Origin of the sequence: Burkholderia ubonensis, from assembly GCF_902833085.1 — a bacterium.
GTDB classification, from domain to species: Bacteria; Pseudomonadota; Gammaproteobacteria; order Burkholderiales; family Burkholderiaceae; genus Burkholderia; species Burkholderia ubonensis.
In genome coordinates, this window is record NZ_CADFEB010000006.1 from 248,214 (window position 1) to 272,387 (window position 24,174).

Consider the following 24,174-nt stretch of genomic DNA (forward strand, 5'->3'; position numbering starts at 1 on the left):
TTCTTGGAGTTGTGTGACTGGAATGAAGATTAGCGGCTGTATTTGGTCGATATGGTCGGTATTTTCCCGGGCGGGCCGAAAATGATTTTTGGCACATGTTTTGCGCATGATCGGAAATTGAAACATTTGCGATCTATATGTGCAGGTCCATCATTAATGGCGGCGTTGAAAGATGTCGCGCCATAAATAAGCAGGCCGCGAAAACCGACATTCTTGTTGCGTGCGCTTTTCAAGTTTCTGCCGCGCCGGCCAAACGGCTTCGGGGCTCAGGCGATAGCGCCGCTCACCACCCGATCCGGTGCTTCTCCTCGGTCTCCCGATGCCGCACGTCGTCGTCCGCGTGCAGGTACTGGCTCGTCGTGGTCAGCGACACGTGGCCGAGGTTGTCGCGCACGATGCGCAGGTCGAGCCGGCCGTCGGCCATGTGCGAGCCGGCGCTGTGCCGCAGCCAGTGCGCGGACGCCTGTTCGAGCACGCGCGCCTGCTGTTCGCCCGCGTCGCCTTGCGCGCGCAGCCGGTCCGCCGCGTGCCGGAACACGCTTTTCACGATCGTATGCAGCGCCGCGCGCGTGAGCGGCTTGCGCGCGTGGCCGACCGGCAGCACGAGCGGCGTGTCCTCGCCGGGGCCCGGCAATGCGGGCAACTGATGCGCGCGCCGGTAGCGCGCAAGCTCGGCCATCATCTCGTCGGTGGCCGGCACGAGCCGCTGCTTGCCGCCCTTGCCGGTCACGTCGAGCCACCAGCGGTCGCGTCCCTCGGCGTCGCGCCGGCAGAAGAACCCGCCCATCGTGTTGCCGGCGGCTTCGGTGATCCGCAGCCCGCCAAGATACAGCAGCGTAAACAGCCAGCGCGCGCGGTCGTAGTGAAAGCACGCGCGCGCATCGTCGCGCGGCATCGCGTCGATCGCGTCCTTGACCGACTGCCACAGCGCGGGCCCGAGATGGCGCGTGACGCGCGGCGCGGGCTTGCGCATGCGCTGCCGCGACAGCGACAACGGATTGCCGGCGAGGTAGCCGGCCTGCACGAGCCACGCGAACATCACGTTCAGGATCACCATCGCCTGCCGCTGGCTGGCCGGCGACAGCGGCCCGTAGAACGGCCGCCAGCGCGGATCGCCGCGCGGATGCTTGCGGCCGCCGCTCGCGCACCAGACGTCGGCCGGCGCGGGCGCGAGCAGGAACTGCCGGTAGACGAGCAGATCCTCGTGCGTGAGCGACGACAGCGGCTTGCCGCACGCGATCACGGCCCACAGCAGCAGGCGCTCGGCTTCCTTCCGGTAGTTCTGGAACGTGGCCGGCGTGTCGACGAAGCGGGCGAGCCACGCGCGCACCGCATCGAGATCGTTGGTCGCGGCGATCTGCGCGTGACCCGCGCGCGCGCGGTTGGCGCCGGCGCGTCCGTCGAGCGCGGCCGGCACGGTCAGCGCGTCGATCGGCAGCGGGCGCAGCGCGCAATCGCCGGGAGTGGGCGTGGTCATGGGAATCCGGTCTATTCCGCCGTCGTGCCGCCCGACAGCCGGCTCGCGCTCCCGCGCTGCGGCGCGGGCAGGCCGATCCGCCGGAACACGAACGCGGACAGCAGCGTGATCGCGCCGACGCACACGAAGGCCAGCATGAACCCGCTCGCGGCCGAGCCCGAGCGTGCGGCGAACAGGTTCACGAGCGCGCCGCCGATCGACACGCCGAGCCCCATCGCGAGCATCTGCATCATCGTGAACAGGCTGTTGCCGCTGGCGGCGTCCGCGTGCGACAGATCCTTGAGCGTCACGCTGTTCATCGCCGCGAACTGCATCGAATTGGCCGCGCCGAACACGACGAGCAGCGCGCCTTCCAGCAGCGGCGACGACTGGCCGGACACCAGCGCGAACCCGGCGATGGTCACGCCGATGATCACCGTGTTGACGACGAGGAACGCCGGGTAGCCGTAGCGCTTCACGAGCGGCGCGATCCGGTTCTTCGCGAGCACGCCCGCGATCGCGGCGGGCAGCAGCATCAGGCCCGAACGCGTCGGCGTGTAGCCGAGCTGCACCTGCATCAGCAGCGGCAGCATGAACGGCACCGCGCTCGAGCCGATCCGGCACAGCAGGTTGCCGAGCAGCCCCGCGCCGAAGTTAGGCTCGCGGAACAGCGCGAGCCTGAACAACGGCCGCGCGCGCCGGCGCGCGTACGGAACGTAGGCGAGCGCGGCGGCCACGCCGAGCGCCGCGCAGCCCGCCGGCCACAGCGCGTGGTGCACTTGCGCCGGCGGATCGACCGCGAGCGACAGCAGGATCATCGCGGCCGACAGCAGCGCGCAGCCGATGAAATCGAACGGCGGCGGCTGCGTCGCGTGATCGTGCCGCAGATAACGTTGCACGGCGACGAAGCCGACCGCGCCGACGGGCACGTTGATCAGGAAGATCCAGTGCCACGACACGGCTTCCGACAGCCAGCCGCCCAGCGTCGGCCCGAAGATCGGGCCGAGCTGTCCGCCGATCGACACGAACGCGAGCGCCGACACGTACCGTTCGCCGGGCACGCCGCGCAGCACCGACAGCCTGCCGATCGGCAGCAGCATCGAGCCGCCGACGCCCTGCAGCGCCCGCGCGACGACGAGCTGGTCGAGGCTGCGGGCGGCCGCGCAGCACACGGAGCCGAGCACGAACAGCACGATCGCGGCCGACAGCACGCGACGCGTGCCGAAGCGGTCGGCGAGCCAGCCGGATGCGGGCGTGAGCATCGCCATCGTCAGCGTATAGACGACCACCACCGGCTGCATCGCGAGCGGCGACGCGTGCAGGCTTTGCGCAATCGAAGGCAGGGCGGTATTGACGATCGTCGTGTCGAGCGTCTGCATGAAGAACGCGGACGCGACGATCCAGAGCAGGGCGGGGTGTGATGTGGTGCGGGTCATGACGGGGATTCTTCGACGCGCGGCCGCGCCGTCCGAAAGCGTTTTGTCAGCTTTTTGCGGCGTGGCCGGAAGAGCGTGCCACGAGCGATGTTAGCGGGTTGCAGGGTTGTCGTGAAGACGTCTGATGTTTGGTGCGCTCGATTCGCCGGGCGGCAAGCGGCAATTTCTCCGGACATACCCGGGCAAGTCGACGCGCGGTCGCAAGCTATCATTCGAGACGGAGGTCGTCGCCCAACGATGGCAGCGCGACGTCTTCACGTGGGCTTAAGTTTGCGTTTCCTAGAATTCGCTCGATCGCCGCTCTCCCTGACGCGCGACCCGTTCATCACAGAGGACTCCCATGAAAGTGACATTCATCGCGCTTGCTCTGGCCGTACCTGCTCGCATGGGCTCCGCAACGAAGATGAAGGTCAAGCCGACCAAGGACATCCGGTGATCTGGCCGAACGCATGGCGCGTGTCCGCGCTGTTCGTGCGCGAATGGGTCGACCGTCCCGCCGCGGTGGGGGCGCTGTGCCCCAGTTCGCCGCGTCTCGCTTGCGAGATCGCATCCGCGGTGCCGGCCGGCGAAGGGCTCGTGATCGAACTCGGCGGAGGAACCGGCGCGGTGACGCGCGCTTTGCTGGAGCACGGCATCGCCCCCGAGCGGCTCGTGGTGGTCGAGCGCTCGCACGTGTTCGCACGACATCTGCAGGCGCGGTTCCCAGGCGTGACGATCGCGCACGGCGACGCGGCGGAGCTCGATCGCCTGCTGCCGCCCGATGCGCGGGTCGACGCGATCGTGTCGTGCCTGCCGCTGCGCTCGTTGCCGCGACAGGTGGTGTCGACCATCGTCGGGCAATGCCACCGCGCGCTGTCCGGTGACGGCGTCATGATTCAGTTCACCTACGACTTGCGGTCGCCGGCTTACCGTCCATCCCGATACCCGGGTTTCGTGGTCACGCGGAGTCCTATCGTCTGGAGAAACATCCCGCCCGCGCGCATCGACGTGATGCACAAGCAAGACCGCTAGAACCGCACGGGAGCGCGACCCGGCGTAGGCCTCTCGCCCGGCTTGTGGCAGGTATCTTTCAACAATCCTTCTTTTTCTTCCAAATCGCATTCACGATCGCGTCACACTGGCTCCTTACCATCCTTTCATTCAGAAAGCATTCACGTAAGGGAAAGCCGAAAACATGAAGCGAACGAGACTGGCGGCGCTGCTGTGTGCAAGCGCCTTCGCGCTGGCGGGTTGCGGCAGCGACGACGGACCGACGCCCGGCACGACGGCCGCGCGCAACGTGATCTTCTTCCTTGGCGACGGCATGGGCCTCACGACGCTGACGGCCGCGCGGATCTATGCGGTCGGCGAGGACGGCGAGCTGACGCTCGATACGTTGCCCGAAACCGCGTTCGTGAAGACCTACTCGAACGATGCGCAGGTGACCGACAGCGCGCCGTCGATGTCCGCGTACATGACGGGCGTGAAGACCAACAACGAAGTGATCTCGATGACGCCCGATACGAAGGCGTTCGAGCCGACCGCGAATCTCACCGGCAACTGCGGCGCGAACAACGGCAAGCCGGCGCCGACGCTGCTCGAGATCGCGAAGGCCAAAGGCATGGCGACGGGCGTCGTGACGACGACGCGCGTCACCCACGCGACGCCTGCCGCGACCTACGCGCACGTCTGCCATCGTGACGCGGAAAACGACATCGCCGCGCAGCTCGTGCCGGGAGGCGTGGGCTACAACGCCGCGCTCGGCGACGGGGTCGACGTCGTGCTGGGCGGCGGTTCGCAATTCTTTGCGCCGAAGGACGGCGGCGGCAAGCGCAGCGACGGCCGCAATCTGGTCAATGAACTGAAGGCAAAGGGCTACGCGGTCGCGCAGAATCGCGAGGACCTGCTGGCCGCCGACGCGACGAAGCGCGGCAAGCTCGTCGGCCTGTTCGCGTCGAGTCACATGAGCTACGACCTCGATCGCAACGCGACGAAGGAGCCGAGCCTCGCCGACATGACGACGCGTGCGCTCGACGTGCTGCAGAAGAACGCGAACGGCTATTTCCTGATGGTCGAAGGCGGCCGCATCGACCACGCGCTGCACGACACCAACGCGAAGCGCGCGCTGCAGGACACGGTCGCGTTCGACAACGCGATCAAGGCGGCGCTCGACAAGGTGCGCAAGACCGACCCGGACCTGCGCAATACGTTGATCGTCGTGACGGCCGACCACGACCACACGCTGGTGCTGAACGGCTACGCGGCGCGCACCGGCAAGACCGAAGCGGGCAAGCCGGGCGTGCTCGGCGTGTTGCGCAGCTATCAGACGGGCTCGATCGCGAAGGACGCCGACGGCGCGCCTTACACGATCATCGGTTTCGGCAACGGCGAGAGCCGCGTGCAGGGCAGCCGCGCGGGAACGAACCTCACCGACGCGGTGACCGGCGCGGACGACTACCGCCAGGAAGCGGTCGTGCGGATGAACAAGGGCAGCGAAACCCATGGCGGCACCGACGTATTCCTCGGGGCGATCGGCCGGGGCGCCGACGGCTTTCACGGCGTGATCGAGAACAACAAGGTCTTCGAGCTGGTGCGCAGCGCGGTGCAACTGTAAGCGCGGTCTCTACAGGTACAGGGGAAAACAGGATGTCGACTATCAAGCGCATCGCAATGGCGACGCTTGCCGCTGCGGGTTTCGCGGGCGGCCCGCTGGGGCAGGCGGCGCACGCCGCCGGCCAGGCGCAGAACGTGATTTTCTTCCTCGGCGACGGCATGGGGCCGACGACCGTGACGGCGAGCCGGATCTACAAGGTCGGCGAGTCGGGGCAGCTGACGATGGAGAAACTCGCGCGCACGGCGCGCATCAAGACCTTTTCGAACGATGCGCAGACGACGGACAGCGCGCCGTCGATGGCCGCGTACATGACCGGCGTCAAGATGAACAACGAAGTGCTGTCGATGTCGTCCGGCACGCGCGCCGTCGCGCCGGGCACCGATGCGAACGGCAACCGTACGGTCAACAACTGCGCGCCGGGCAACGGCAAGGCGGTCGCCACGCTGCTGGAGCTGGCCAAGGCGCGCGGCAAGGCAGTCGGCGCGATCACGACGACCGAGCTCACGCACGCGACGCCCGCCGCAACCTATTCGCACATTTGCCATCGCGACGCACAGTACGACATCGCCGCGCAGGCGGCACCGGGCGGCGCCGGCTACAACGCGGCGCTCGGCGACGGCGTCGACGTGCTGATGGGCGGCGGCCGCAATCACTGGACGCCGTTCGATCCCGCCGCCAACAAGCGCGGCCGCGCGGACGGGCGCAATCTGCTCGACGAGATGAAGGCGAAAGGCTATACGGTCGCGGCAACGAAGGATCAGCTGGCGCAGGCCGGCGGCGGCAAGCTGATCGGCCTCTTCAGTTCGACGAGCCATCTCGAATACGAGCTCGATCGCGTCGCGGGCAAAGGCGAAGGCGCGACGCAACCGAGCCTGGCCGAGATGACGTCGAAGGCGATCGACCTGCTGTCGAAAAATTCCAACGGCTATTTCCTGATGGTCGAAGGCGGCCGCATCGACCATGCGCTGCACGGCACCAACGCGAAGCGCGCACTCGAGGACACGGCCGCATTCGATGACGCGATTCGCGTCGCGCTGTCGAAGGTCGATCTGTCGAACACGCTGATCGTCGTGACGGCCGACCATGACCATACGATGACGATCAACGGCTATTCGAAACGCGGCAATCCGATCCTCGACATCAGCCGCAGCTACCGCGACGGCCAGCCGAGCAAGGACGCGGACGGCAACACGTACACGACGCTCGTATTCGGCAACGGCGCGAACCGCCCGAACGTGCGCGCGCCGGTGGATTCGGCGACGGCGCTCGACAGCGCGTATCTGCAGGAAGTCGGCGTGCGGATGGGCAGCGCCGGCTCCGAGACGCACGGCGGCGGCGACGTGATGCTGTTCGCCGACGGTGCGGGCGCGAAGGCGTTCAAGGGCACGATCGACAATACGAAGGTGTTCGGTCTCGTGAGGTCCGCGTTCGGGTTCTGACCGACGCTTTTCATGGCAGACAGGGACGAGCGATGAAACGAAGCATCGGCGTGATCGCGTGCTGGCTCGCGGTGTCGCCCGCATTCGCGGCCGGCGAGCTCGACGCCGTGCTGCTGCACGAAAGCAGTACGGTGAGCGCAGACGGCGTGACCCGCACCGTGACGTATCGCGAACGGATGGTGCGGCGCGACGGGCATGTCTGGGTCGAGCGCGTGCGCCCCGTTGCAGCCGCAAGCGGCGGGCGCGATGGTGATCACGGCCACGATCCTGCTCACGTTCACCCGGATACGAGAGGCGGTGGCGTGCAGCAGGCCGCGACTCATGCCGGACACAAGCACTTCGACTTCCAGGCGGCGGCGCGGCACGTGACGTACGACGGGAAGACGGTGCGGATCGAGTATGTCGACGCGGCAGGCCGGACCGTCGTGCGGGTGCCGCCGGCGGAGTACGAAACCACGGGCTTCGACGGTTCATGGGACAACGCGTACTACATCACGCCGCCGTCGCAGCTGAAGCGGCTCGGTGCGGCGAGGTCCGGCAATGCGCCCGGTACCCGCTGGTACGAGCAGACGATCGATACGCCCGGTGCGCGCGGCGTGAACCGGATACTCTGGAGCGAGCGGCTGCAGGCCCCGCTCGCGGTCGAGTATCGAAGCGCCGACGGCCGTGTCGCGCGCAAGCTGACGTTGACGCAGGTTCCGGCCGAGCGCGGCGAGGGCCTGCCGTGGCACGCGCTCGAAACCTACGCGCACAAGGAGTACGCGGATTATCTGGATTGACGGATCGCGGCATATCGATAGGTGAATTGCTTGGTTCGGAATCGCCGTCGGCGGTCGTATCGTGTTCGAACGATCCGAACCAGGGAGCATGCAACGATGAGTCGAGATGTGCTGTTTCTGCTGGAGCCGGGCTTCAGCGATCCGACGCATCCGGGTGAGCGTTTCGTCTGTCCGCACGGGCTGTCGATCGAGGGGCTGCTCGCGAGCGACCCGGCGCGCGCCGCGTCGCTCGACGTGAGGCGCGTCGGCTTCGCGCGGCCGCGCCACGACGTGATCGCCGCGCTCGACGACGCGCATCAGGGCCTGCCGGCGCTGGTGCTCGGCAGCGACCAGCCGGCGCCGCCGGACGCGCTGGCGCTCGGCGAGGTCCGCTTCGTCACCGACCCGCGCCGCATTCTCGAACTGCTCGCGCAGCGGCACGGCTTTCCGAGGGTGCATTGAGGGCGGGCGCCGGCGTGGATGCCGGTGGCGGATCGGGCCAGGAGCGGGGGCATTCGGAACCGCGCCGGGCCAGGGCCCAGGGTAAACCGACCCTAAAGCTATGGGCATACCTGCCGTTATCACCGGCTATCGCAAACGTTTGATAGCGCCCGCCATTCTGTTCACATGAGACCGTTGAAGACCGCCGTTCGAACCAAGGGCGATCTGCTGCCCATCCCCGCCGCGGAACGGGACAGGATCGCGCTCGAATGCTATATGGCGTTGTGCACGCTCCGCTCCGGCCGGGGCGATTGCCATACGCTGACCGTGCTGACGCACGCGCTCGTCGCGACGCACTTCCTGCTGGAGGCGGGGGTGAGCGACGATCGCGAGCGCCGCGCGACGTTCGATGCGGCCCAGGAGGCAATCAACCGGTGCGATCCCGCCTCGGCCGTGGCCGGCGCCTGCGCGCCGGCGAGCGCCGCGGCATCGGACGCGATCGGCGGCCTGCTGGCGCTCTACGATCGCCAGTTGCGGCTTGCGCCGCGCGCGACGGTGGCGCAGGTGGCCGACCGGGTCGACGCGTATCTGGGCAGGTCGCGCGACGCCGCAGGCGAGACGGAGCAGTGCGCGGCGTAGCGTGAACACGCGCTAGATCCGCGCCAGCGTGCTGTGATCGGCTTCGCCGCCATAGTATTTTTCGAGCGCTTCGACGAACACCGCGTTGTCGGAGGTCGCATGCGCGAACAGCGTGACCGACGACCGGAATTTCAGATAGTCCGGATAGCCGAAGATCTCCTGGATCGAGCGGCCGTCGACGTGGTTGACGAGCCGCGTGCATTCGCGCAGCCGTTCGCCGAGCACCGGATGCCGAAGATACGCGTCGGCTTCGCTCAATGACGCGATCGCGTACCGCTGCGCCATGACGCTGTCGCCGAGCCCTTCGATCTGCGGAAAGACGAACCACATCCAGTGACTGCGCTTGCGCCCGCTGCGCAGTTCGTCGCAGACCTGCGCATACACCGGGTCCTGCGCATCGACGAAGCGCCGAAGGTCATAGGGATCGTCCATGTCTCCCTCCGTCCATTCCGCCGCGGCGAGCCGCGTGGACGTTCATTGTGATCCGGGTCCGGAGGGCATGCAATTGCGCGCCGCGCCGCGTGTCCCGCCCGATGGCCGCGCGCCGGCGACAGGCGTAGCATGAGGAATCCGGCCAGCCGCGATCCTGGCGGAGGAGCCGTGCACCACGGACCGGTCGCGGCCGGCCGAGCGTGACGGGCCGGCAAAGGAGCCTCGATGCGCCCGCAAGCGACTTCCGCGTCACGCGTCAGACGTTATGCGATCGCGGCCGCGATCGTCGTCGCCGGCCTGATCGCCGTCGGGCGCATCACCGGCGTGCTGGTCGACTGGCTGTGGTTTGCGTCGGTCGGCTACGCGGGCGTGTTCTGGACGATCCTGCTCACCCGGATGCTGCTGTTCGTCGTCGCGTTCGCCGCATCGGCGGCGACGATCGGCGCATCGGGCCTGCTCGCGCATCGTTACGCGACGCGCATCGAGATCTGGCAAGTGGAAGAGGCGTTGTCGACGCGCGCGGAGGAGGCCGTCAGGGCGCTGGCCGGGCAGGTCCTGGCGCGCATTCCGTGGCGCTTCGTGATCGCGGTCGCCGCGGCCGTGCTGGCGCTGGCGATCGCCGGCAACGAGATGTCGAACTGGCCGATCGCGCTGCGCTTCGTTCATCAGGTGCCGTTCGGCGAACGCGATCCGATCTTCGGCGAGGACATCGGCTTCTACCTGTTCTCGTTGCCGGCGTGGATCGCGATCAAAAACTGGCTGCTGCAGCTGCTCGTCTGCAGCGCGCTCGTCGCGGGCGCCGTCTACTGGCTGCGCGGCGACCTCGTGCTGCGGGCGCCGAAAGGGATGGCGTCAGCCGCCGCGATTCACGGTTCGGTGCTGCTGGCGCTCCTGTTCCTGCTGAAGGCGTGGTCGTGGTGGCTGGACCGTTTTCTGCTGCTCTACGACAACAACGACGTCGTGGTCGGCGCCGGCTATACCGACGTCCACGTCGTGCTGCCGGTGCTGTGGCTGCTCATCGGCGTGGCGATCGCGGCGGCCGCCGCGCTGGCGGTCAACCTGCGCCGGCCCGGCTATCGGCTGCCGGCCGCCGCCGCGCTGCTGGTATTCGGCGGCGGGTTCGTGCTCGGGATCGTCTATCCCGCGCTGTTCCAGCGCTTCTACGTGAAGCCGAGCGAACTGCAGCTGGAGACGCCGTATCTCGCGCACAACATCGCGCTCACGCGGCAGGCCTACGGTCTCACGCAGATCGCGGTCCAGCCTTTCGACGCGGGGCAGGGCCTGAATCCCGCGTCGCTCGAGGCCAATCGCGCGACCATCGACAACATCCGGCTGTGGGATGCGCAGCCGCTGATGGACACCTACGCGCAGCTGCAGGAGATTCGCACCTACTACAAGTTCTTCTCCGTCGATATCGACCGTTACGCGCTCGCGTCCGGCTACCGGCAGGTGATGCTGTCGGCGCGCGAACTGGAGCCGGCGATGCTCGCGGGGAACGCGCGTACCTGGGTGAACCTGCACCTGCTGTTCACGCACGGCAACGGCGTCGTGATGTCGCCGGTCACCGAGAAATCGACGGAAGGCCTGCCGTCGCTCTATCTGCGGGACATTCCGCCCGTCGCCGACGGCGGGCCGGCGATCAGCGAGCCGCGCGTCTATTTCGGCGAAGGCGAGCAGGGCTATGTGATCGTGAAGGGCAGCGTGCCCGAATTCGACTACCCGAAAGGGGACGGCAACGTCTACACGACGTACGGCGGGCGCGACGGCGTCGCGATCGGCGGCATCGCGCGGCGCAGCCTGTTCGCGTGGCAGTTCGACGATCCCAACATCCTGCTGACCCGCTACGTCACGCGCGACAGCCGGATCCTGTTTCATCGCAACATCCGCGACCGGATCGGCATGATCGCGCCGTTTCTGTCGCTCGACCATGATCCGTATCCGGTCGTGAGCAACGGACGCCTGTTCTGGATCCAGGACGCGTACACCACCAGCCGCTGGTTCCCGTATGCGCCGCCGGGCGTCGGCGACGGCGACAACTACATCCGCAACGCGGTCAAGGTGGTGGTCGACGCGTACAACGGCACGGTCGACTTCTATGTCAGCGATCCGGCCGACCCGCTCGTGCGGACCTACGCGCGCATCTTCCCGGGCATGTTCAAGCCGCTCGCGGCGATGCCGCAGGACCTTCGGCGGCATGTCCGTTACCCGGAGGACCTGTTCCTGATCCAGGCGAACCTGTACCGCGCCTATCACATGGATACGCCGGAAGTCTTCTACAACCGCGAGGATCTGTGGCAGTTCCCGCGCGAGCTGAGCGATATCGACGGCGGCGATGCCGCGGGCACGCGGATGGCGCCGTATTACACGATGATGCGCCTGCCGGGAGACGCAGGCGCCGAGTTCGTGCTGATGCTGCCGATGGTGCCGAGCCAGCGCGAGAACATGATCGCGTGGCTGGCGGCGCGTTGCGATCCGCCCGAGTACGGCAAGCTGATCGTCTACACGTTCCCGAAGGACAAGCTCGTGTACGGGCCGTTTCAGATCGAGGCGCGCATCCAGCAGAGCACCGAGATCTCGCAGCAGATCTCGCTGTGGAACCAGATGGGCTCGCGCGTGATCCGCGGCCATCTCGTCGTCGTGCCGATCGAGCACTCGATCCTCTACGTTTCGCCGCTCTATCTGCGCGCGGCGTCCGGACAACTGCCGGAGCTGAAGCGCGTGATCGCCGCGTACGGCGAGCGCGTCGTGATGGAGGACACGTTGAGCGCGGCGCTCGCGGCGCTGTTCAAGGAGACGACATCGGCGGGCGCGCCGCCTTCGGGGGCGACGGATGCGCGTGGCCGCGAGGCTCTCGCGCATTACGAGCGCGCGCTCGAACGGCTGAAGGCGGGCGACTGGGCCGGCTTCGGCGCCGAGCTCGACGCGCTGCGGCCGCTGCTCGAATCGATGGGGGGCGGCCGTGCCGGAACGCGCAAGTGAGCGGCACCGTCGAATGCGCGATTCCCGCGCCACGGCCGGCGTCGGCGGGACGGCCGCCGCTGTTCCTCGTTGCGGCGGCCGTCAGTTGCCTTTCGGCTTCACTTCGGCGGCACCACCTGACCGCGGATTTCACCGGCCGGGTGATCCTTGGTATGCACGTTGACGTACAGGTTGCCGGCCTGGAACGCCTGCGCGTCGGACGGCGACAGCGTCGCCTGGCCGGTGAGCGGACTCTCGGCCGACATCACGCCTTTCTGCGACAGCCAGACCACGGGCGACGCATTCTTGCCGACCGGAGCCGGGCCGTGGAAGTGCGCCATGATGGCGGGGCTCGACAGGCCGTTGAAGGTGACCGTCCACTTGACGACGCGGGTGTCCGGATCGTAGGTCAGGTCGGCCGTGCCCGTGCCCTGGGTCTGCACGGGCGGGACTTCCTGCGAGCCGGCCAGCGGCACGGAAAACGACATCGGCGCCGCCTGCGCGAGCGTCATCGATCCCGCGCACGCGAGCCCGGCGAGTACCACGTAGGCGCGCCGCGACATTGAAGTAGGCATCTGCTATCTCCGATCCGGTTCCGCCGGGCCGGACGGCGACCCTTCGTCGTCGTTCGACCGGGGCGCGAGCACCGGAAGCAAGAACACGTGGAAAGGGAAACGCAGGCTTTGCCGCGGCAACGGCACGACCGCGAGAAAGGGACAAAGCCCGAAAACCATTCTAGGTCAGCCGGTCCGGTTTGCCTGTGGTGCGATGACGAGTCGTTGCGTTTCCACCCAACGTGAGTCAGTCGTCGCTATCTGACGTGCTCCTGCAGCAACGCAATCATCCGTTGCGCCAGCGGCGACACGTAGGCATCCGTGCGGTGAATCGCGCCGATGCGCCTGCGCAATTCGAGCTCTCCGGGCCGCAAGTCGAGCGCGCGCACCCCCGCCAGCATGTCGAGCGCCTCGGTGCCGCCGACACACAGCAGTTGCGTGCCGCGCAATAGCTGGATCAGCGCCGTGCTGCCGAAATCCGTTTCGATGCGCAGGCGCGGCCCCGCGAGCTTGCGCGCGCGGAACGCGTCGTCGATCTGCCGGCGCACCGGAATCGTCGTTTCGGGCAGCAGCCATTCCTGTTCGGCAAGATCGGCGAGCGTGAGGCCACGCTTGCGCTGCAGCGGGTGCGCGTCGTCCGCGAGGACCGACAGCCGGTCGCGGAACAGCTCGACGACCGTGAGCGCGTCGCGCGTCTGTTGCGGTTCCGGCGCGACGACCAGATCGAGCTCGCCGGCCGCCAGCAGGTCGAGCAGATCGCGCGCGAGCCGCCGCCGCAGGCGCAGCCGGGCGGCCGGCCGCTCGCGGATCAGCTGCCGGCATGCGCCGAGCACGAGCCCGTTCGGCACCGTCGGCGAATAGCCGATCCGGACCAACCCCTGTTCGCCGCTGCTGATCGCGCGCATCTCTTTCATCGCGTCGTCGTACTCGAGCGCGATGCGGCGCGCGCGGGCGATGAACTGCGCGCCGGCCGGCGTCGGCTGCATCCCGTTCGCGGTGCGGTCGAACAGCGTCACGCCGATTTGCGCCTCCAGCCGCTGCATCGCCTTCGTCAGCGCGGGTTGGCTCAGGCCCAGTGCGTCGGCCGCCTTGCCGATGCTGCCGTGCCGCTCCACGGCCAGCAGGTATTCCAGGTCGCGCGTCTCCATCAGGGGATTCCTCTTGGTTATGCCTTTATAGCCATCACTGCATTGTGGTGATGCCTGCACATCTTACAGACTGGCGGCACTGTTGGACTACGGAGAACCCGATTGAGCTTTGCCTACTTCCTGCGGCGCGCGGCGCGCTATTGGGGCGACCAGCCCGCCGTCCTTCACCGCGACCGCGGCATCACCTACCGCCAGCTCGACGAGCGTTCGTCGCGGCTCGCGAACGCGTTGCGCGGGCTCGGCTTCGCGCCCGGCGCACGGATCGCCGTGCAGGCGCGCAATTGCATCGAACTCGTCGAGATCGAGTGCGCGCTGTACAAGGCGGGCCTCGTGAAGGCCGCGCTGAACCCGCGCTTCACGGCTGCCGAGGCGGCGGACGTCGTCGGCAACTGCACGCCGGTCGCGTTCATCGGCGGGCGCGGCTACACGCACTACACACCCGATTCGCCGGGCTTCCGGTCGGTCGAGCGGTTCGTGTCGCTCGACGATTCGGCTGACGGCTATCTCGACTATGAAACGCTGCTCGCGCAGGCGAGCGCCGCCACGCCCGATTACGCGCCCGCGCCCGACGATCTCGCGGTGCTGCATTTCTCGTCGGGCTCGACGGGCCGGATCAAGGCCGCGATGCAGAGCTACGGCAACCGGCTCGCGTCGCTGCGCAAGATCGTGCTCGGGATGGATCGCCCCGCGCAGCCCGGCGACCGGCTCGCGCTGATCGGACCGGTCACGCATGCGTCGGGGATGCTGATGCAGCCGTACCTGTTCTGCGGCGCGACGCTCGTGCTGTTCGACGCGTTCGACCCCGCGCATTTCCTTGCCGAGGTCGCGCGGCTGCGGATCACGCACGCGTTCATGGTGCCGGCGATGGTCAACATGGTGCTGAACGAGCCCGATCTCGTGAGCGCGGACCTGCGCAGCCTGAAGGTGCTCGGCTACGGGGCAGCGCCGATGGCGCCGGCGCGCATCGAGGAGGCGTGGTCGCGCATCGGCCCGGTGCTGTCGCAAGGCTATGGCGCGAGCGAATCGACGTCGGGCGTCACGCGCCTCGGCATCGCCGATCACGCGCATGCGCTGCTGCGCGACCGCGCGCGGCTCGCGTCATGCGGCCGGCCGCTCGGCGAGACCGAGGTCCGGGTCGTCGATGCGGAAGGCCGCGAGGTCGAAGGCGACGCGATCGGTGAGATCGTGATTCGCGGCGCGGACGTGTTCCAGGGGTACTGGAATGCGCCCGAGCTGACGCGCGACGTGCTGGTCGACGGCTGGCTGCATACCGGCGATCTCGCGCGCACCGACGGCGACGGCTTCATCTACCTCGTCGACCGCAAGAACGACATGATCATCTCGGGCGGCTTCAACGTGTACCCGACCGAAGTCGAGGCCACGCTGTACCAGCACGCGGACGTGCTCGAAGCGTGCGTCGTCGGCGTGCCCGACGACAAGTGGGGCGAGACGGTGAAGGCGGTCGTCGTGCTGAAGCCGGGCCGCGACGCACTGGCTGGCGATCTCGTCGCGCACTGCCGCGCGCGGCTTGCCGACTACAAGCTGCCGCGCTCCGTCGATTTCGTCGCGGACCTGCCGAAGAACGCGAGCGGCAAGATCGCCCGCAAGCTCGTGCGCGAACAGTACTGGCACGGCGTCGCACGACGCGTCAACTGAAGGGGATGCCCATGTTCGATCATCTGAATCGCCCGGAATTCGTGACGCTGCGCACCGACGTGCGCCGCTTCGTCGACGAGGAACTGCGGCCGATCGAGCGCGAGCTCGGCCTCGGCTCCGAGGACGCGTGGCCGCGCGATGTGCTGCGCCGCGTGTGGCGGCGCTCGGCCGAGCTCGGCTTCTATACGGCGAGCCTGCCGGTCGCGATCGGCGGCAAGGGCCTGTCGATCGTCGAGCTGTGCGCGCTGAAGGCGGACCTTGCCGCTTCGGGCGCGGCGCTCGCGCCGCACGTGCTCGGCGAGCTGGGCGGGCCGCCGCGCGTCGGCAACATGCTGAAGTACGCGACGCCCGCGCAGCTCAATCGCTACTTCAAGCCGGTGATGCGCGGCGACAAGTCGACCTGCTTCGCGCTGACCGAGCCGCATTCGGGCTCGGATGCGATGAGCATTCGCACGACTGCGGTCGAGGACGGCGACATGCTTGTCGTGAACGGCACGAAGCACTACATCAGCGGCGCGCCGTTCGCCGATTTCGCGATCGTGATGTGCGTGACCGACGCGTCGGCGACGCCGCCGCAGATCACCGCGGTGCTGGTCGATCTCGACCTGCCGGGCGTGACGGTCGAGCACGAGTACGTGCCGATGTCGGGCCAGCATATCGACGCGGACATCCGCTTCGACAACGTGCGCGTGCCGCGCGAGAACGTGTTCGGCGGTGTCGGCAACGGCTTCCGGCTCGGGATGTCGCGCATCAACGTGAACCGGCTGCTGCATTGCCCGACGATGCTCGGCCTCGCGATGTCGGCCTACGAAGCGTCGCTCGACTATGCGCGCACGCGCCGGCAGTTCGGCGGGCCGATCGCGCGCTTCCAGGCGATCCAGCACATGCTCGCCGACATGGCCGCCGCGCTGTGGGCGTGCGAAAGCATGATCGCGCATACCGCCGCGCTCGCCGACGCGGGTGCGGATCTGCGGATGACGGCCGCCGCGTGCAAGCTGTACGTGTCGGAGCGCTGCTTCGAAGTCGCGGACAAGGCCGTGCAGATTCACGGCAACGTCGGCGTGACGCGCCATCACCCGGTCGAGCAGACGTTCCGCAAGCTGCGGATGTTCCGGATCCTGACCGGCACGAGCGAGATCCAGCGCAACACGATCGCGAAGGCGATCCTCGAGCCGGCCGGCGCGGGAGCGTGACGCATGGCGGCCGCTCCGGAACGTGACGGCGCCGCTGCGCCGGGCGGCGGCAAGCCGTCGTGGTCGTGCCTGAACGGCGTGACGATCGTCGACGCCAGCCAGCTCCTGCCCGGCCCGCATGCGTGTGCGCTGCTTCGGCAGCTCGGCGCCGACGTCGTCAAGGTCGAGCCGCCTGGAACCGGCGATGCGTTGCGGCACTTCGGCGCAGACGCGTTCGCGCAGTTCAACCGCGGCAAGCGTTCGGTCGCGCTCGACCTGAAGACGGCGCCCGGCCGTGAACGCTTCCTCGCGCTCGCCCGCGACGCGGACGCGGTCGTCGAAGGGTTCCGGCCCGGTGTGATGGCGCGGCTCGGGCTCGGCTACGACGCGCTGGCGCGCATCAACCCGCGCATCGTGCTGTGCTCGATCTCGGGCTACGGGCAGGACGGCCCGTATGCGGCGCGCCCCGGCCACGACCTGAATTTCCTCGCGGAAGCGGGCTATTGGGCGATTCCGGCGCAGATCGACGATGCACTCGCGCGGCCGCGCGTGCGGCTCGCCGATTACGCGGCCGCGCTGCACGCCGCGCTCGCGCTGTCGGTCGCGGTGATGAGCGCGCGCGCGAACGGTCGCGGCCAGCATCTCGACGTGTCGATCCACGACGCGATGTGCGCGTGGACCGCGCCGGCGGCGTGGGCGATGCGCGGGCAGTGCGACGCGCCGGACGATGTTCGATGGGTCATGCCGGACAACGATCTGTTCGAGACCGCCGACGGCCGTCACGTGGCGCTCGCGACACTCGAAGACAAGTTCTGGAACACGCTGGCCGATGCGCTCGGCGACGCGTTTCGCGCGCTGCGCGATCCGCGCTTTGCCGCGCGCGCGGGCCGGCAGCGGCACAAGCGCGACGTGAGTGCGCTGCTGCGCGCAGTCTTCGCAACGCGCACGCAGGCCGACTGGATGCGCACGCTGCGTGCGCTCGATCTGCCGGTGTCGCCGTTGCACGATGCGGACGAACTGTTCGCCGATCCGCACGTGCGTGCGCGCGGCATCGCGCGCGAGATCGCCGGCGACGGCTCGCTCGCGGTGCGCTTCCCGGTGAAGTTCTCGCTCGGCCTGCCGGACGGAGACGATCACGTGCCGGCGCTCGGCGAACACGGCGGCTGACCGGCCGGCATCAAAGCCGGCGAAGAAAAGGACAACAGATGGAGACTCGGATGACGACAGACGGTGCGCAATACCGTCCGTGGCGGGCATGGTCGATCGCGACCCTGCTCGCGCTGATGATGCTGGTGAACTTCCTCGACAAGGTCGTGCTCGGGCTCGTGTCGGTGCCGATGATGCGCGACCTGCATCTGAGCCCGACGCAGTTCGGCCTGATCGGCGGCAGCCTCAACTGGCTGTTCGCGATCGCGGCCGTCGTGGGCGGCCTCGCCGCGAACCGCTGGCCCGCGAAATGGCTGCTGCTCGGGCTGGCGGCCGCGTGGTCGGTGCTGCAGCTTCCGATGCTCGTCGCCGGTTCGATCTGGGTCGTGATCGCATGCCGCGTGCTGCTCGGCATCGGCGAAGGCCCCGCATCGCCGGTCGCGGTGCATGCGCTCTACAAGTGGTTTCCGGACGCGCGGCGCAACCTGCCGGTCGCGCTGCTGCACCAGGGCAGCGCGCTCGGCCTGCTGATCGCCGGGCTCGCGATGCCGATCGTCACGACGCACTGGGGCTGGCGCGCGAACTTCGCACTCCTCGCGCTGCTCGGTGCGGCATGGTGCGTCGCATGGGCCGTGTTCGGCGCGGAAGGCACACATGTGCGCGCAGCACAACGGGCGGGCGGCGAGCGCGTGCGGTACGGCCTGCTGCTCACCGACCGCACCGTGATCGGCAATTTTCTCGGGCACTTCGCCGCGAACTGGATCCTCGCGATGACGCTCACGTGGATGCCGCGCTATCTGCAGCTCGGGCTCGGCTTCGGGCCGCATGAGGCGGGGCGGCTGTTCGCGCTGTTCGTCGCGACGACGTCGCCGCTGAGCCTCGCGTTCGCGTGGTGCTCGCAATACCTGCTCGCGCGCGGCGTGCCGTCGCGGCACGGGCGCGGCACGTTCGTCGCGGCGACGCTTGCCGTCGCCGGTCTGATGCTCGCGGCGATGGTGACGCCGGGCCTGCCGCCCGCGGTGAAGCTCGCGCTGCTGACGCTCGGCAGCGGGATGACGCTGACGATGTATTCGATCGGGCCGGCGATGCTCGCCGAAGTGACGCCCGATGCGCAGCGCGGCGGCGTGCTCGCGCTCAGCAACGGGTTTGCGTCGCTCGCCGGGCTGGGCGCGCCGGTCGTCACAGGGATGCTGATCGACGCGAGCGGCGCATCGACCGCGCGCGGTTTCGAGCAGGCGTGCGTCGTGTGCGGCGTCGTGCTCGTTGCGTGCGGACTGCTCTGCGCGCTGTGCCTCGATCCGCAGCGATCGCTGCGGCGCATGGCGCGCGAACCGCGATGTGCTTCCGCGGAGATGCGGATCTCTCGCGGCTAGGCAGGATCGCTCGCGCAAGTCCGGCCGATTCGAAGTAGACGGACAGGAAATCAGTCGTACGAAAAGAAGGATGGAGACAGGCAGTTCAACGAAAGAGAAGGAGGAGACGCATGAAGAAGGTGATGGTGGCGGCGCTGCTCGGCGCGCTGTCGGGGCTGCCGCAGGCAACGCACGCGCAGTCGAGCGTCACGCTGTTCGGCCGGATCGGCGGCGGCGTGCGCTGGGTGAACGGGCTGACGGGCGGCAGCCAGGTCGGTTTCAACAACAACGTCATTGCCGGCAACGAGTTCGGCCTGCACGGCAAGGAAGACCTGGGCGGCGGCATGCAGGCGCTGTTCGTGCTCGACGGCGCGTTCAACAGCGGCACCGGTGCGCTGAAGACCGCCGGCATGCTGTTCTCGCAGGCCGCCTATGCGGGCTTGTCCGGCGGTTTCGGCCGCATCACGCTCGGGCGCCAGTTCAACGCGGCGGAAGACCTCGGCATCGCGCTCGATCCGCTCGGCGGGCGCGGGCAGTCGCTCGCGGTCGAGCCCGGCGTGCTGTTCGACGGCAACTTCTTCACGCTCGATTCGCGCTTCAACAACACGGTCAAGTATCTCGGGCAGGCAGGCGGCCTGCGGTTCGGCGCGAGCTGGTCGCCGGGCGGCGTCGCGGGCAATGTGCGCGCCGGCACGAACTTCTCGGTGGCGGCGATGTATGCATTCCAGAACGTGCTCGGCGGAGCATCGTATGCGAAGACGTACAGCGCCGACGGCACGCAGTCCACGCAGACGATCCAGGCCGGCGGCACGCTGCAGCTCGGCCGCGCACGCTTCTACGCGAGCTACGCATCGCTCGCGGTCACCGCGCGCAAAGCCGGCGCGCCGACACGGCGCGACGACATCCCGTCGCTGGGCGTGGTCGTGCAGGCGACGCCGTTCCTGCAGATCACCGCTGCGGGTTACTACGACCGCGCGCGCGATCTCGGCAACGTCCCGGGTGCAGGTGGCCACAAGCTGACGACCTATGCGATCGCCGAGTATTTCCTGTCGAAGCGCACCGAGATATATGCCGAAGTCGATCGCAACGGGGTGACCGGCGCCTACATGCGCGACCCCGCGACGCTTGCCGCGCTGAGCCTGCGGCCCGGTGCGAGCGCGACGACCGGCGTGTCGCTCGGCCTGATGACGCGCTTCTGAGTGGCGACCTTTCTTTCAACCATCGACCCGGAGTCCATCCCGATCATGCGAATCCGATTCACGCTTTTTTCACTCATGCTGGCCGGTGCGCTGGGTGGCGCTGCTACCTTCGCGCCCGTGCACGCGCAGCCCGGTGACGCCGGCCCGTCGGCATCCGCTGCGGAGGCGGCGTCCGCAAGCCTGACGCCGAAGCAGCGCAAGACGGCCGACCGCAAGCTGATGAGACAGGTCAGCGCGGCGTTGGGCCGCACCCGCGGACTGAACGCGACACGCATTCTCGTGCGGGTGCGCGACGGCAGCGTGACGCTCGCCGGCTCGGTCGCCGACACGAGCCAGGCGAACCTCGCGGCAGCCGTCGCGAAGCACGTAGACGGCGTCGTATCGGTGACGAGCCAGTTGCGCATCGACGACCAGCCTTTGTGACACCGACGCGGCCGCACGGCGTGCGGCCGTCGTCTTTACCGGACGACTCACTCATGCAGATCCATCGATTCCTTCGCGATCCGGCCGGCGCAAGCCGGATCGCCGTCCCGCTGATGCTGGCCGGCTGTCTCGCGTCCGGCGCGGCGTTCGCGCAGGCTGCAACCGGCCTGCGCGCCACGGACGTGATGCAGGGCTTTCCGCCGCCCGCCGACAAGGTGGTCGGCAAGGCGAACGTCTTCACGCCGACAAACCTGCGCTGGGCGCTGCGCAACACGCGCCTGCTCGTGCCGACCGACGGCATCCGCCACGCGGCGGCGCCGATGCCGCTGCCCGAGCGCGCGGTGCCGGATCTCGACGCATTGCCGGTCACGATCGGCGGCGCGACACTGACGCTCGACGACTATCTGCGCCATACCGCGACCGACGGCTTTATCGTCGTGCATCACGGCCGGATCGTCTATGAGCGGTATTTCGACGGCTTCCGGCCCGACCGGCCGCATGCGTGGGCATCGATGACGAAGTCCGTGACGGGGCTGCTCGCCGCGCGGCTGATCGAAGCGGGCGCGCTCGACGCCGGTGCGACGCTTGCACGTGACGTGCCGGAACTGGCCGCCACGCCGTTCGGCGCGGCGACGCTGCAGCAGAACCTCGACATGGAAGTGCCGATGACCTACGCGCCGGGGCTGCCGCCCGATCTCGGCCTGTTCGGCGCGGTCGGCCTGCTGCCGCGCCGCGCCGACGCGCCGGACAGCATCGTCGCGTTCCTGAAGACGGTGCAGCCGGCCGCGGACGCGGCGCCCGGCACGGTGTGGTTCTATCAGAACGGGTCGCCCGAAGCCGTGGCATGGGCGATGCAGCGCGCGACCGGCCAATCATGGAGCGCGCTGGTCGAACAGTGGTTGTGGCGCGATTTCGCGGAAGACGATGCGTATGTCGCGGTCGACCGCAACGGGATGGCGATGGCGAGCGGCGGCCTGCATACGACGCTGCGCGATGCGGCGCGCTTTGCCGAGCGCATGCGGATGGGGCTCGGCGGCGCGCAGGGCGTGCTCCCGGCGTCGACGATCCGCGCGGCGCTGCGGCCCGCGCAAAACACGGCGCTGTTCGCGAAGGGCAACGTCGTGCCGGGCAAGGACGGTTATGCGTATCGCGACTACTGGTATCAGCTCGGCGATGGCGACGGCTCGTTTGCTGCCGCAGGGCGCTTCGGGCAAGCGATCCTCGTCGATCCGAAGGCCGCGCTCACGATCGTGAAATTCTCGTCGTCGCCGGATTTTGCGCCCCGCGCGCGCGATGCGCAAAGCGGGATAGAGCGCGACCGCTCGCCGCTCGAACGCGGCGATGCGCTGAGCCTCGTGGCGAAGGCGCTGGTTGCGCGGTTGCAGTCGCCGCGATAACACCCGCGCCGAGCGGGCAGGATGCGGGCGTGACACCGTTCAGGCTGCCGCGCGTGCCGACGCATCGTCGTGGGCGCGAGCGGCCGGGCGCCTATGCGGATTCGTCGTCGCGGGCGCGGCCGCCGCGACGCGCGCGCTTGGCCACGGCCGCCTCCGCTTCCTCCGTGCCGCACCACTCGTAGAACATCGAAAACAGGCTCGATTGCGAGCCCACGCCGAGCTTCGCGTAGATGTGCTTCTTGTGCGTGCGGACGGTTTCGAACGAGATCGCCAGTTTGTCGGCGATCGCGCGCGACGAGTGCCCGCTGAGCGACAGCATCGTCACGTCGATTTCCCGCGCGGTCAGTCCGCCGTGTCCCACGTGTTCGGAAAATATCGTCAGGCGATCGCGAAGATCGGGCGCGCGCGCTTGCGCGGCGGGCAAACCGGACGCCGGCTTGCCGAAATCCTCGAAACGCAGGCGCTGCTGCATCAGCGCCAGCACCCATGGCGAAAACAGGGTCAGCAGTGACGTTTCGCGCTCGTCGTAACGCCGCTTCTTGCTGATCGAGAAACCCATCACATGATCCGAATCGACGACCAGGTTGAAATGGGCCTCGTCGCCGACGATGTTCCGTCGGAAGTAGCGTTGATAGTATTCGGTCGCCTTGAAGTTGTCGGGCGCGACGTCGGCGAGCAAGCAGAGGCCGGACGCGCGGCGCTCGAACGCGTCGAGATAGAACGGGTCGAGCTGATAGAACGCGGCGACGTACTCCTGGAACAGCAGGTCGACCTGGCCGTCGGGCAGCGCCTGCTCGGCGCAGACAAGCGGCGGCCCATGACGCGCGAAGCGCAACGTGACCCACGCATCCACCGCGACGTGGCGCTCCAGCACACGCGTGAGCCTTGCCCAGAAATGCGGCCCGTCCAGCGCGTCGATCAAGGTGCCGATCTCGCGGTGAAAAGCGAGATCCTGCCATTCGAGGTTCATGACGTCTCCATTGAGGTAACCCATCCGGGGCGTTACGGACAAAAACATTATGAAGATAATGCGTTGATCAAGTCAGGCGGCCCGCGACGAAGCGGCCAACCACTGCTGCATATTCAAAAGGAGCATCCGGATGCAAGTCGAACTCGCGCAGCTCACACTCGTCGACTGCGACGTCGAGCACAACACGCGCAAAGTGATCAACGCGATCGAGGCCGCCGACGTGGCCGGCGGCACTCAGCTCGTCGTCTTTCCCGAGACGACGTTGTCGGGCTTTCCGACGCGCGAGAACGTCTTTGACATCTCGCAGCCGATCGACGGTGCGGCATTGACCGCAGTCCGTGCGGCGGCCCGGCGTACGCGTGTGGCGGTCGTGGTCGGTCTCGCCGAGCGCGACGGTGGCGAATGCTACAACACCTCGGTGCTGATCGACGCAAGCGGCGAGATCGTGTTGCGCTATCGGAAGGTTCATTTGTGGGCGACGGATGTCGGCGTATTCACGCCGGGCGACCGTTACGAGACCTGCGCATGGAACGGAATGACCGTCGGCCTGCAGATCTGCTACGACATCGAATTCCCCGAAGGGGCGCGTGCGCTCGCGACGCTCGGCGCCGATCTGTTGATCGTCACCGACGGCAACATGGATCCGCTCGGCCCGGTGCACCGGCGAGCGATCGCCGCGCGGGCGATGGAGAACCAGGCGTTCGCGGTCATGGTGAATCGCTGCGGCGACGGCGACGACGACCTGACATTCCCCGGCGAATCGGCGCTCGTGGATCCGTTCGGCGAGGTCGTCGCGTTGGCGGGCGCCGGCGAAACCACCATCAAGGCGCGGATCGACCGCTCGCTGCTTGCGGCGAGCCGCAAGGACTATCGGTATCTGGACGATGCGCGGGTGTCGCTCGATCTGACGCGCAGCCCGGCGGCGGCAGACGGGGCGAACGCGCTGGTCATCCCGCGCAAGGCGCGGAGCGCCGCATAAGCGCACCGCTTGCTACGACAGGCCGC

The 24,174-nt window shown here is 68.2% G+C and carries 21 protein-coding genes; 15 read left to right on the forward strand and 6 right to left on the reverse strand.

What is annotated here, in order from left to right:
• Nucleotides 1-283: 283 nt before the first annotated feature.
• Nucleotides 284-1,477 carry a tyrosine-type recombinase/integrase gene (locus HWX31_RS18320; protein ID WP_174963052.1) on the reverse strand — a complete coding sequence of 398 codons (1,194 nt, stop codon included), beginning with the start codon at nt 1,475-1,477 and terminating at the stop codon, nt 284-286.
• An 11-nt stretch (nt 1,478-1,488) separates the two neighbouring features.
• Nucleotides 1,489-2,892: a multidrug transporter subunit MdtD gene (mdtD, locus tag HWX31_RS18325; RefSeq protein WP_174963050.1), complete on the reverse strand. Its 1,404-nt coding sequence runs from the start codon at nt 2,890-2,892 to the stop codon at nt 1,489-1,491.
• Between the two features lie 432 nt (nt 2,893-3,324).
• Here mdtD and HWX31_RS18330 point away from each other — a divergent pair, with 432 nt between their 5' ends.
• The 6 genes from HWX31_RS18330 to HWX31_RS18355 all read left to right on the forward strand — a co-directional run bounded on the left by HWX31_RS18330 (nt 3,325) and on the right by HWX31_RS18355 (nt 8,762).
• Nucleotides 3,325-3,903: a class I SAM-dependent methyltransferase gene (locus HWX31_RS18330; protein ID WP_174963047.1), complete on the forward strand. Its 579-nt coding sequence runs from the start codon at nt 3,325-3,327 to the stop codon at nt 3,901-3,903.
• A 163-nt stretch (nt 3,904-4,066) separates the two neighbouring features.
• Complete coding sequence (locus HWX31_RS18335) at nt 4,067-5,485, forward strand: alkaline phosphatase (protein WP_174963046.1); 1,419 nt, start codon at nt 4,067-4,069, stop codon at nt 5,483-5,485.
• A gap of 32 nt (nt 5,486-5,517) precedes the next feature.
• Nucleotides 5,518-6,924, forward strand: coding sequence for an alkaline phosphatase (locus HWX31_RS18340; RefSeq protein ID WP_174963044.1), 1,407 nt, complete (start codon nt 5,518-5,520; stop codon nt 6,922-6,924).
• A 32-nt stretch (nt 6,925-6,956) separates the two neighbouring features.
• The gene (locus tag HWX31_RS18345; protein WP_174963042.1) at nt 6,957-7,703 is read left to right on the forward strand and encodes a hypothetical protein; all 747 of its coding nucleotides are present in this window, start codon (nt 6,957-6,959) and stop codon (nt 7,701-7,703) included.
• Nucleotides 7,704-7,799: 96 nt separating this feature from the next.
• Nucleotides 7,800-8,144, forward strand: a complete 345-nt coding sequence (locus HWX31_RS18350; protein ID WP_174963040.1) for a DUF3088 domain-containing protein — start codon at nt 7,800-7,802, stop codon at nt 8,142-8,144.
• A 165-nt stretch (nt 8,145-8,309) separates the two neighbouring features.
• Entirely contained in the window at nt 8,310-8,762 is a 453-nt protein-coding gene (locus HWX31_RS18355) for a hypothetical protein (protein WP_174963038.1), read from the forward strand.
• A 12-nt stretch (nt 8,763-8,774) separates the two neighbouring features.
• Here HWX31_RS18355 and HWX31_RS18360 read toward each other — a convergent pair whose 3' ends face one another.
• Entirely contained in the window at nt 8,775-9,194 is a 420-nt protein-coding gene (locus tag HWX31_RS18360; protein WP_174963036.1) for a DUF1810 domain-containing protein, read from the reverse strand.
• A 225-nt stretch (nt 9,195-9,419) separates the two neighbouring features.
• Between HWX31_RS18360 and HWX31_RS18365 the strand changes: the two genes are divergently transcribed.
• Nucleotides 9,420-12,173 (forward strand): UPF0182 family membrane protein, encoded by a 2,754-nt coding sequence (locus HWX31_RS18365; protein WP_174963034.1) that lies wholly within the window; start codon nt 9,420-9,422, stop codon nt 12,171-12,173.
• 98 nt (nt 12,174-12,271) lie between these two features.
• Here the strand turns inward: HWX31_RS18365 and HWX31_RS18370 are convergent, their stop codons facing one another.
• Entirely contained in the window at nt 12,272-12,727 is a 456-nt protein-coding gene (locus HWX31_RS18370) for a CHRD domain-containing protein (RefSeq protein ID WP_174963032.1), read from the reverse strand.
• 236 nt (nt 12,728-12,963) lie between these two features.
• A complete protein-coding gene (locus tag HWX31_RS18375) occupies nt 12,964-13,854 on the reverse strand; it encodes a LysR family transcriptional regulator (RefSeq protein WP_174963030.1) in 891 nt (296 codons plus the stop codon).
• A gap of 102 nt (nt 13,855-13,956) precedes the next feature.
• On the opposite strand from HWX31_RS18375, the gene HWX31_RS18380 reads away from it, so the two are divergent.
• From HWX31_RS18380 to HWX31_RS18410, 7 genes are all read left to right on the forward strand, one after another.
• Entirely contained in the window at nt 13,957-15,510 is a 1,554-nt protein-coding gene (locus HWX31_RS18380) for an AMP-binding protein (RefSeq protein WP_174963028.1), read from the forward strand.
• 11 nt (nt 15,511-15,521) lie between these two features.
• Nucleotides 15,522-16,703 (forward strand): acyl-CoA dehydrogenase family protein, encoded by a 1,182-nt coding sequence (locus HWX31_RS18385; RefSeq protein WP_174963026.1) that lies wholly within the window; start codon nt 15,522-15,524, stop codon nt 16,701-16,703.
• Between the two features lie 3 nt (nt 16,704-16,706).
• Nucleotides 16,707-17,849 (forward strand): CaiB/BaiF CoA transferase family protein, encoded by a 1,143-nt coding sequence (locus HWX31_RS18390; RefSeq protein ID WP_174963024.1) that lies wholly within the window; start codon nt 16,707-16,709, stop codon nt 17,847-17,849.
• Nucleotides 17,850-17,899: 50 nt separating this feature from the next.
• A complete protein-coding gene (locus HWX31_RS18395) occupies nt 17,900-19,201 on the forward strand; it encodes an MFS transporter (protein ID WP_174963022.1) in 1,302 nt (433 codons plus the stop codon).
• A 110-nt stretch (nt 19,202-19,311) separates the two neighbouring features.
• Nucleotides 19,312-20,379 carry a porin gene (locus HWX31_RS18400; protein ID WP_174963020.1) on the forward strand — a complete coding sequence of 356 codons (1,068 nt, stop codon included), beginning with the start codon at nt 19,312-19,314 and terminating at the stop codon, nt 20,377-20,379.
• Nucleotides 20,380-20,802 carry a BON domain-containing protein gene (locus HWX31_RS18405; RefSeq protein WP_244143774.1) on the forward strand — a complete coding sequence of 141 codons (423 nt, stop codon included), beginning with the start codon at nt 20,380-20,382 and terminating at the stop codon, nt 20,800-20,802.
• A 53-nt stretch (nt 20,803-20,855) separates the two neighbouring features.
• A complete protein-coding gene (locus HWX31_RS18410; RefSeq protein ID WP_174963017.1) occupies nt 20,856-22,199 on the forward strand; it encodes a serine hydrolase domain-containing protein in 1,344 nt (447 codons plus the stop codon).
• A 91-nt stretch (nt 22,200-22,290) separates the two neighbouring features.
• Here the strand turns inward: HWX31_RS18410 and HWX31_RS18415 are convergent, their stop codons facing one another.
• Nucleotides 22,291-23,169, reverse strand: coding sequence for a helix-turn-helix transcriptional regulator (locus tag HWX31_RS18415; RefSeq protein ID WP_174963015.1), 879 nt, complete (start codon nt 23,167-23,169; stop codon nt 22,291-22,293).
• A 130-nt stretch (nt 23,170-23,299) separates the two neighbouring features.
• Here HWX31_RS18415 and HWX31_RS18420 point away from each other — a divergent pair, with 130 nt between their 5' ends.
• Nucleotides 23,300-24,148, forward strand: coding sequence for a carbon-nitrogen hydrolase family protein (locus HWX31_RS18420; RefSeq protein WP_174963013.1), 849 nt, complete (start codon nt 23,300-23,302; stop codon nt 24,146-24,148).
• Nucleotides 24,149-24,174: the final 26 nt, after the last annotated feature.

Bases quoted from the DNA above. Each gene is read 5' to 3' on its own strand.
- HWX31_RS18320 (WP_174963052.1), bottom strand. From the start codon at position 1,477: ATGACCACGCCCACTCCCGGCGATTGCGCGCTGCGCCCGCTGCCGATC.
- HWX31_RS18360 (WP_174963036.1), bottom strand. From the start codon at position 9,194: ATGGACGATCCCTATGACCTTCGGCGCTTCGTCGATGCGCAGGACCCG.
- HWX31_RS18355 (WP_174963038.1), top strand. From the start codon at position 8,310: ATGAGACCGTTGAAGACCGCCGTTCGAACCAAGGGCGATCTGCTGCCC.
- HWX31_RS18375 (WP_174963030.1), bottom strand. From the start codon at position 13,854: ATGGAGACGCGCGACCTGGAATACCTGCTGGCCGTGGAGCGGCACGGC.
- HWX31_RS18395 (WP_174963022.1), top strand. From the start codon at position 17,900: ATGACGACAGACGGTGCGCAATACCGTCCGTGGCGGGCATGGTCGATC.
- HWX31_RS18350 (WP_174963040.1), top strand. From the start codon at position 7,800: ATGAGTCGAGATGTGCTGTTTCTGCTGGAGCCGGGCTTCAGCGATCCG.
- HWX31_RS18370 (WP_174963032.1), bottom strand. From the start codon at position 12,727: ATGCCTACTTCAATGTCGCGGCGCGCCTACGTGGTACTCGCCGGGCTC.
- HWX31_RS18335 (WP_174963046.1), top strand. From the start codon at position 4,067: ATGAAGCGAACGAGACTGGCGGCGCTGCTGTGTGCAAGCGCCTTCGCG.
- HWX31_RS18385 (WP_174963026.1), top strand. From the start codon at position 15,522: ATGTTCGATCATCTGAATCGCCCGGAATTCGTGACGCTGCGCACCGAC.
- HWX31_RS18390 (WP_174963024.1), top strand. From the start codon at position 16,707: ATGGCGGCCGCTCCGGAACGTGACGGCGCCGCTGCGCCGGGCGGCGGC.
- HWX31_RS18400 (WP_174963020.1), top strand. From the start codon at position 19,312: ATGAAGAAGGTGATGGTGGCGGCGCTGCTCGGCGCGCTGTCGGGGCTG.
- mdtD (WP_174963050.1), bottom strand. From the start codon at position 2,892: ATGACCCGCACCACATCACACCCCGCCCTGCTCTGGATCGTCGCGTCC.
- HWX31_RS18420 (WP_174963013.1), top strand. From the start codon at position 23,300: ATGCAAGTCGAACTCGCGCAGCTCACACTCGTCGACTGCGACGTCGAG.
- HWX31_RS18340 (WP_174963044.1), top strand. From the start codon at position 5,518: ATGTCGACTATCAAGCGCATCGCAATGGCGACGCTTGCCGCTGCGGGT.
- HWX31_RS18345 (WP_174963042.1), top strand. From the start codon at position 6,957: ATGAAACGAAGCATCGGCGTGATCGCGTGCTGGCTCGCGGTGTCGCCC.
- HWX31_RS18415 (WP_174963015.1), bottom strand. From the start codon at position 23,169: ATGAACCTCGAATGGCAGGATCTCGCTTTTCACCGCGAGATCGGCACC.
- HWX31_RS18410 (WP_174963017.1), top strand. From the start codon at position 20,856: ATGCAGATCCATCGATTCCTTCGCGATCCGGCCGGCGCAAGCCGGATC.
- HWX31_RS18365 (WP_174963034.1), top strand. From the start codon at position 9,420: ATGCGCCCGCAAGCGACTTCCGCGTCACGCGTCAGACGTTATGCGATC.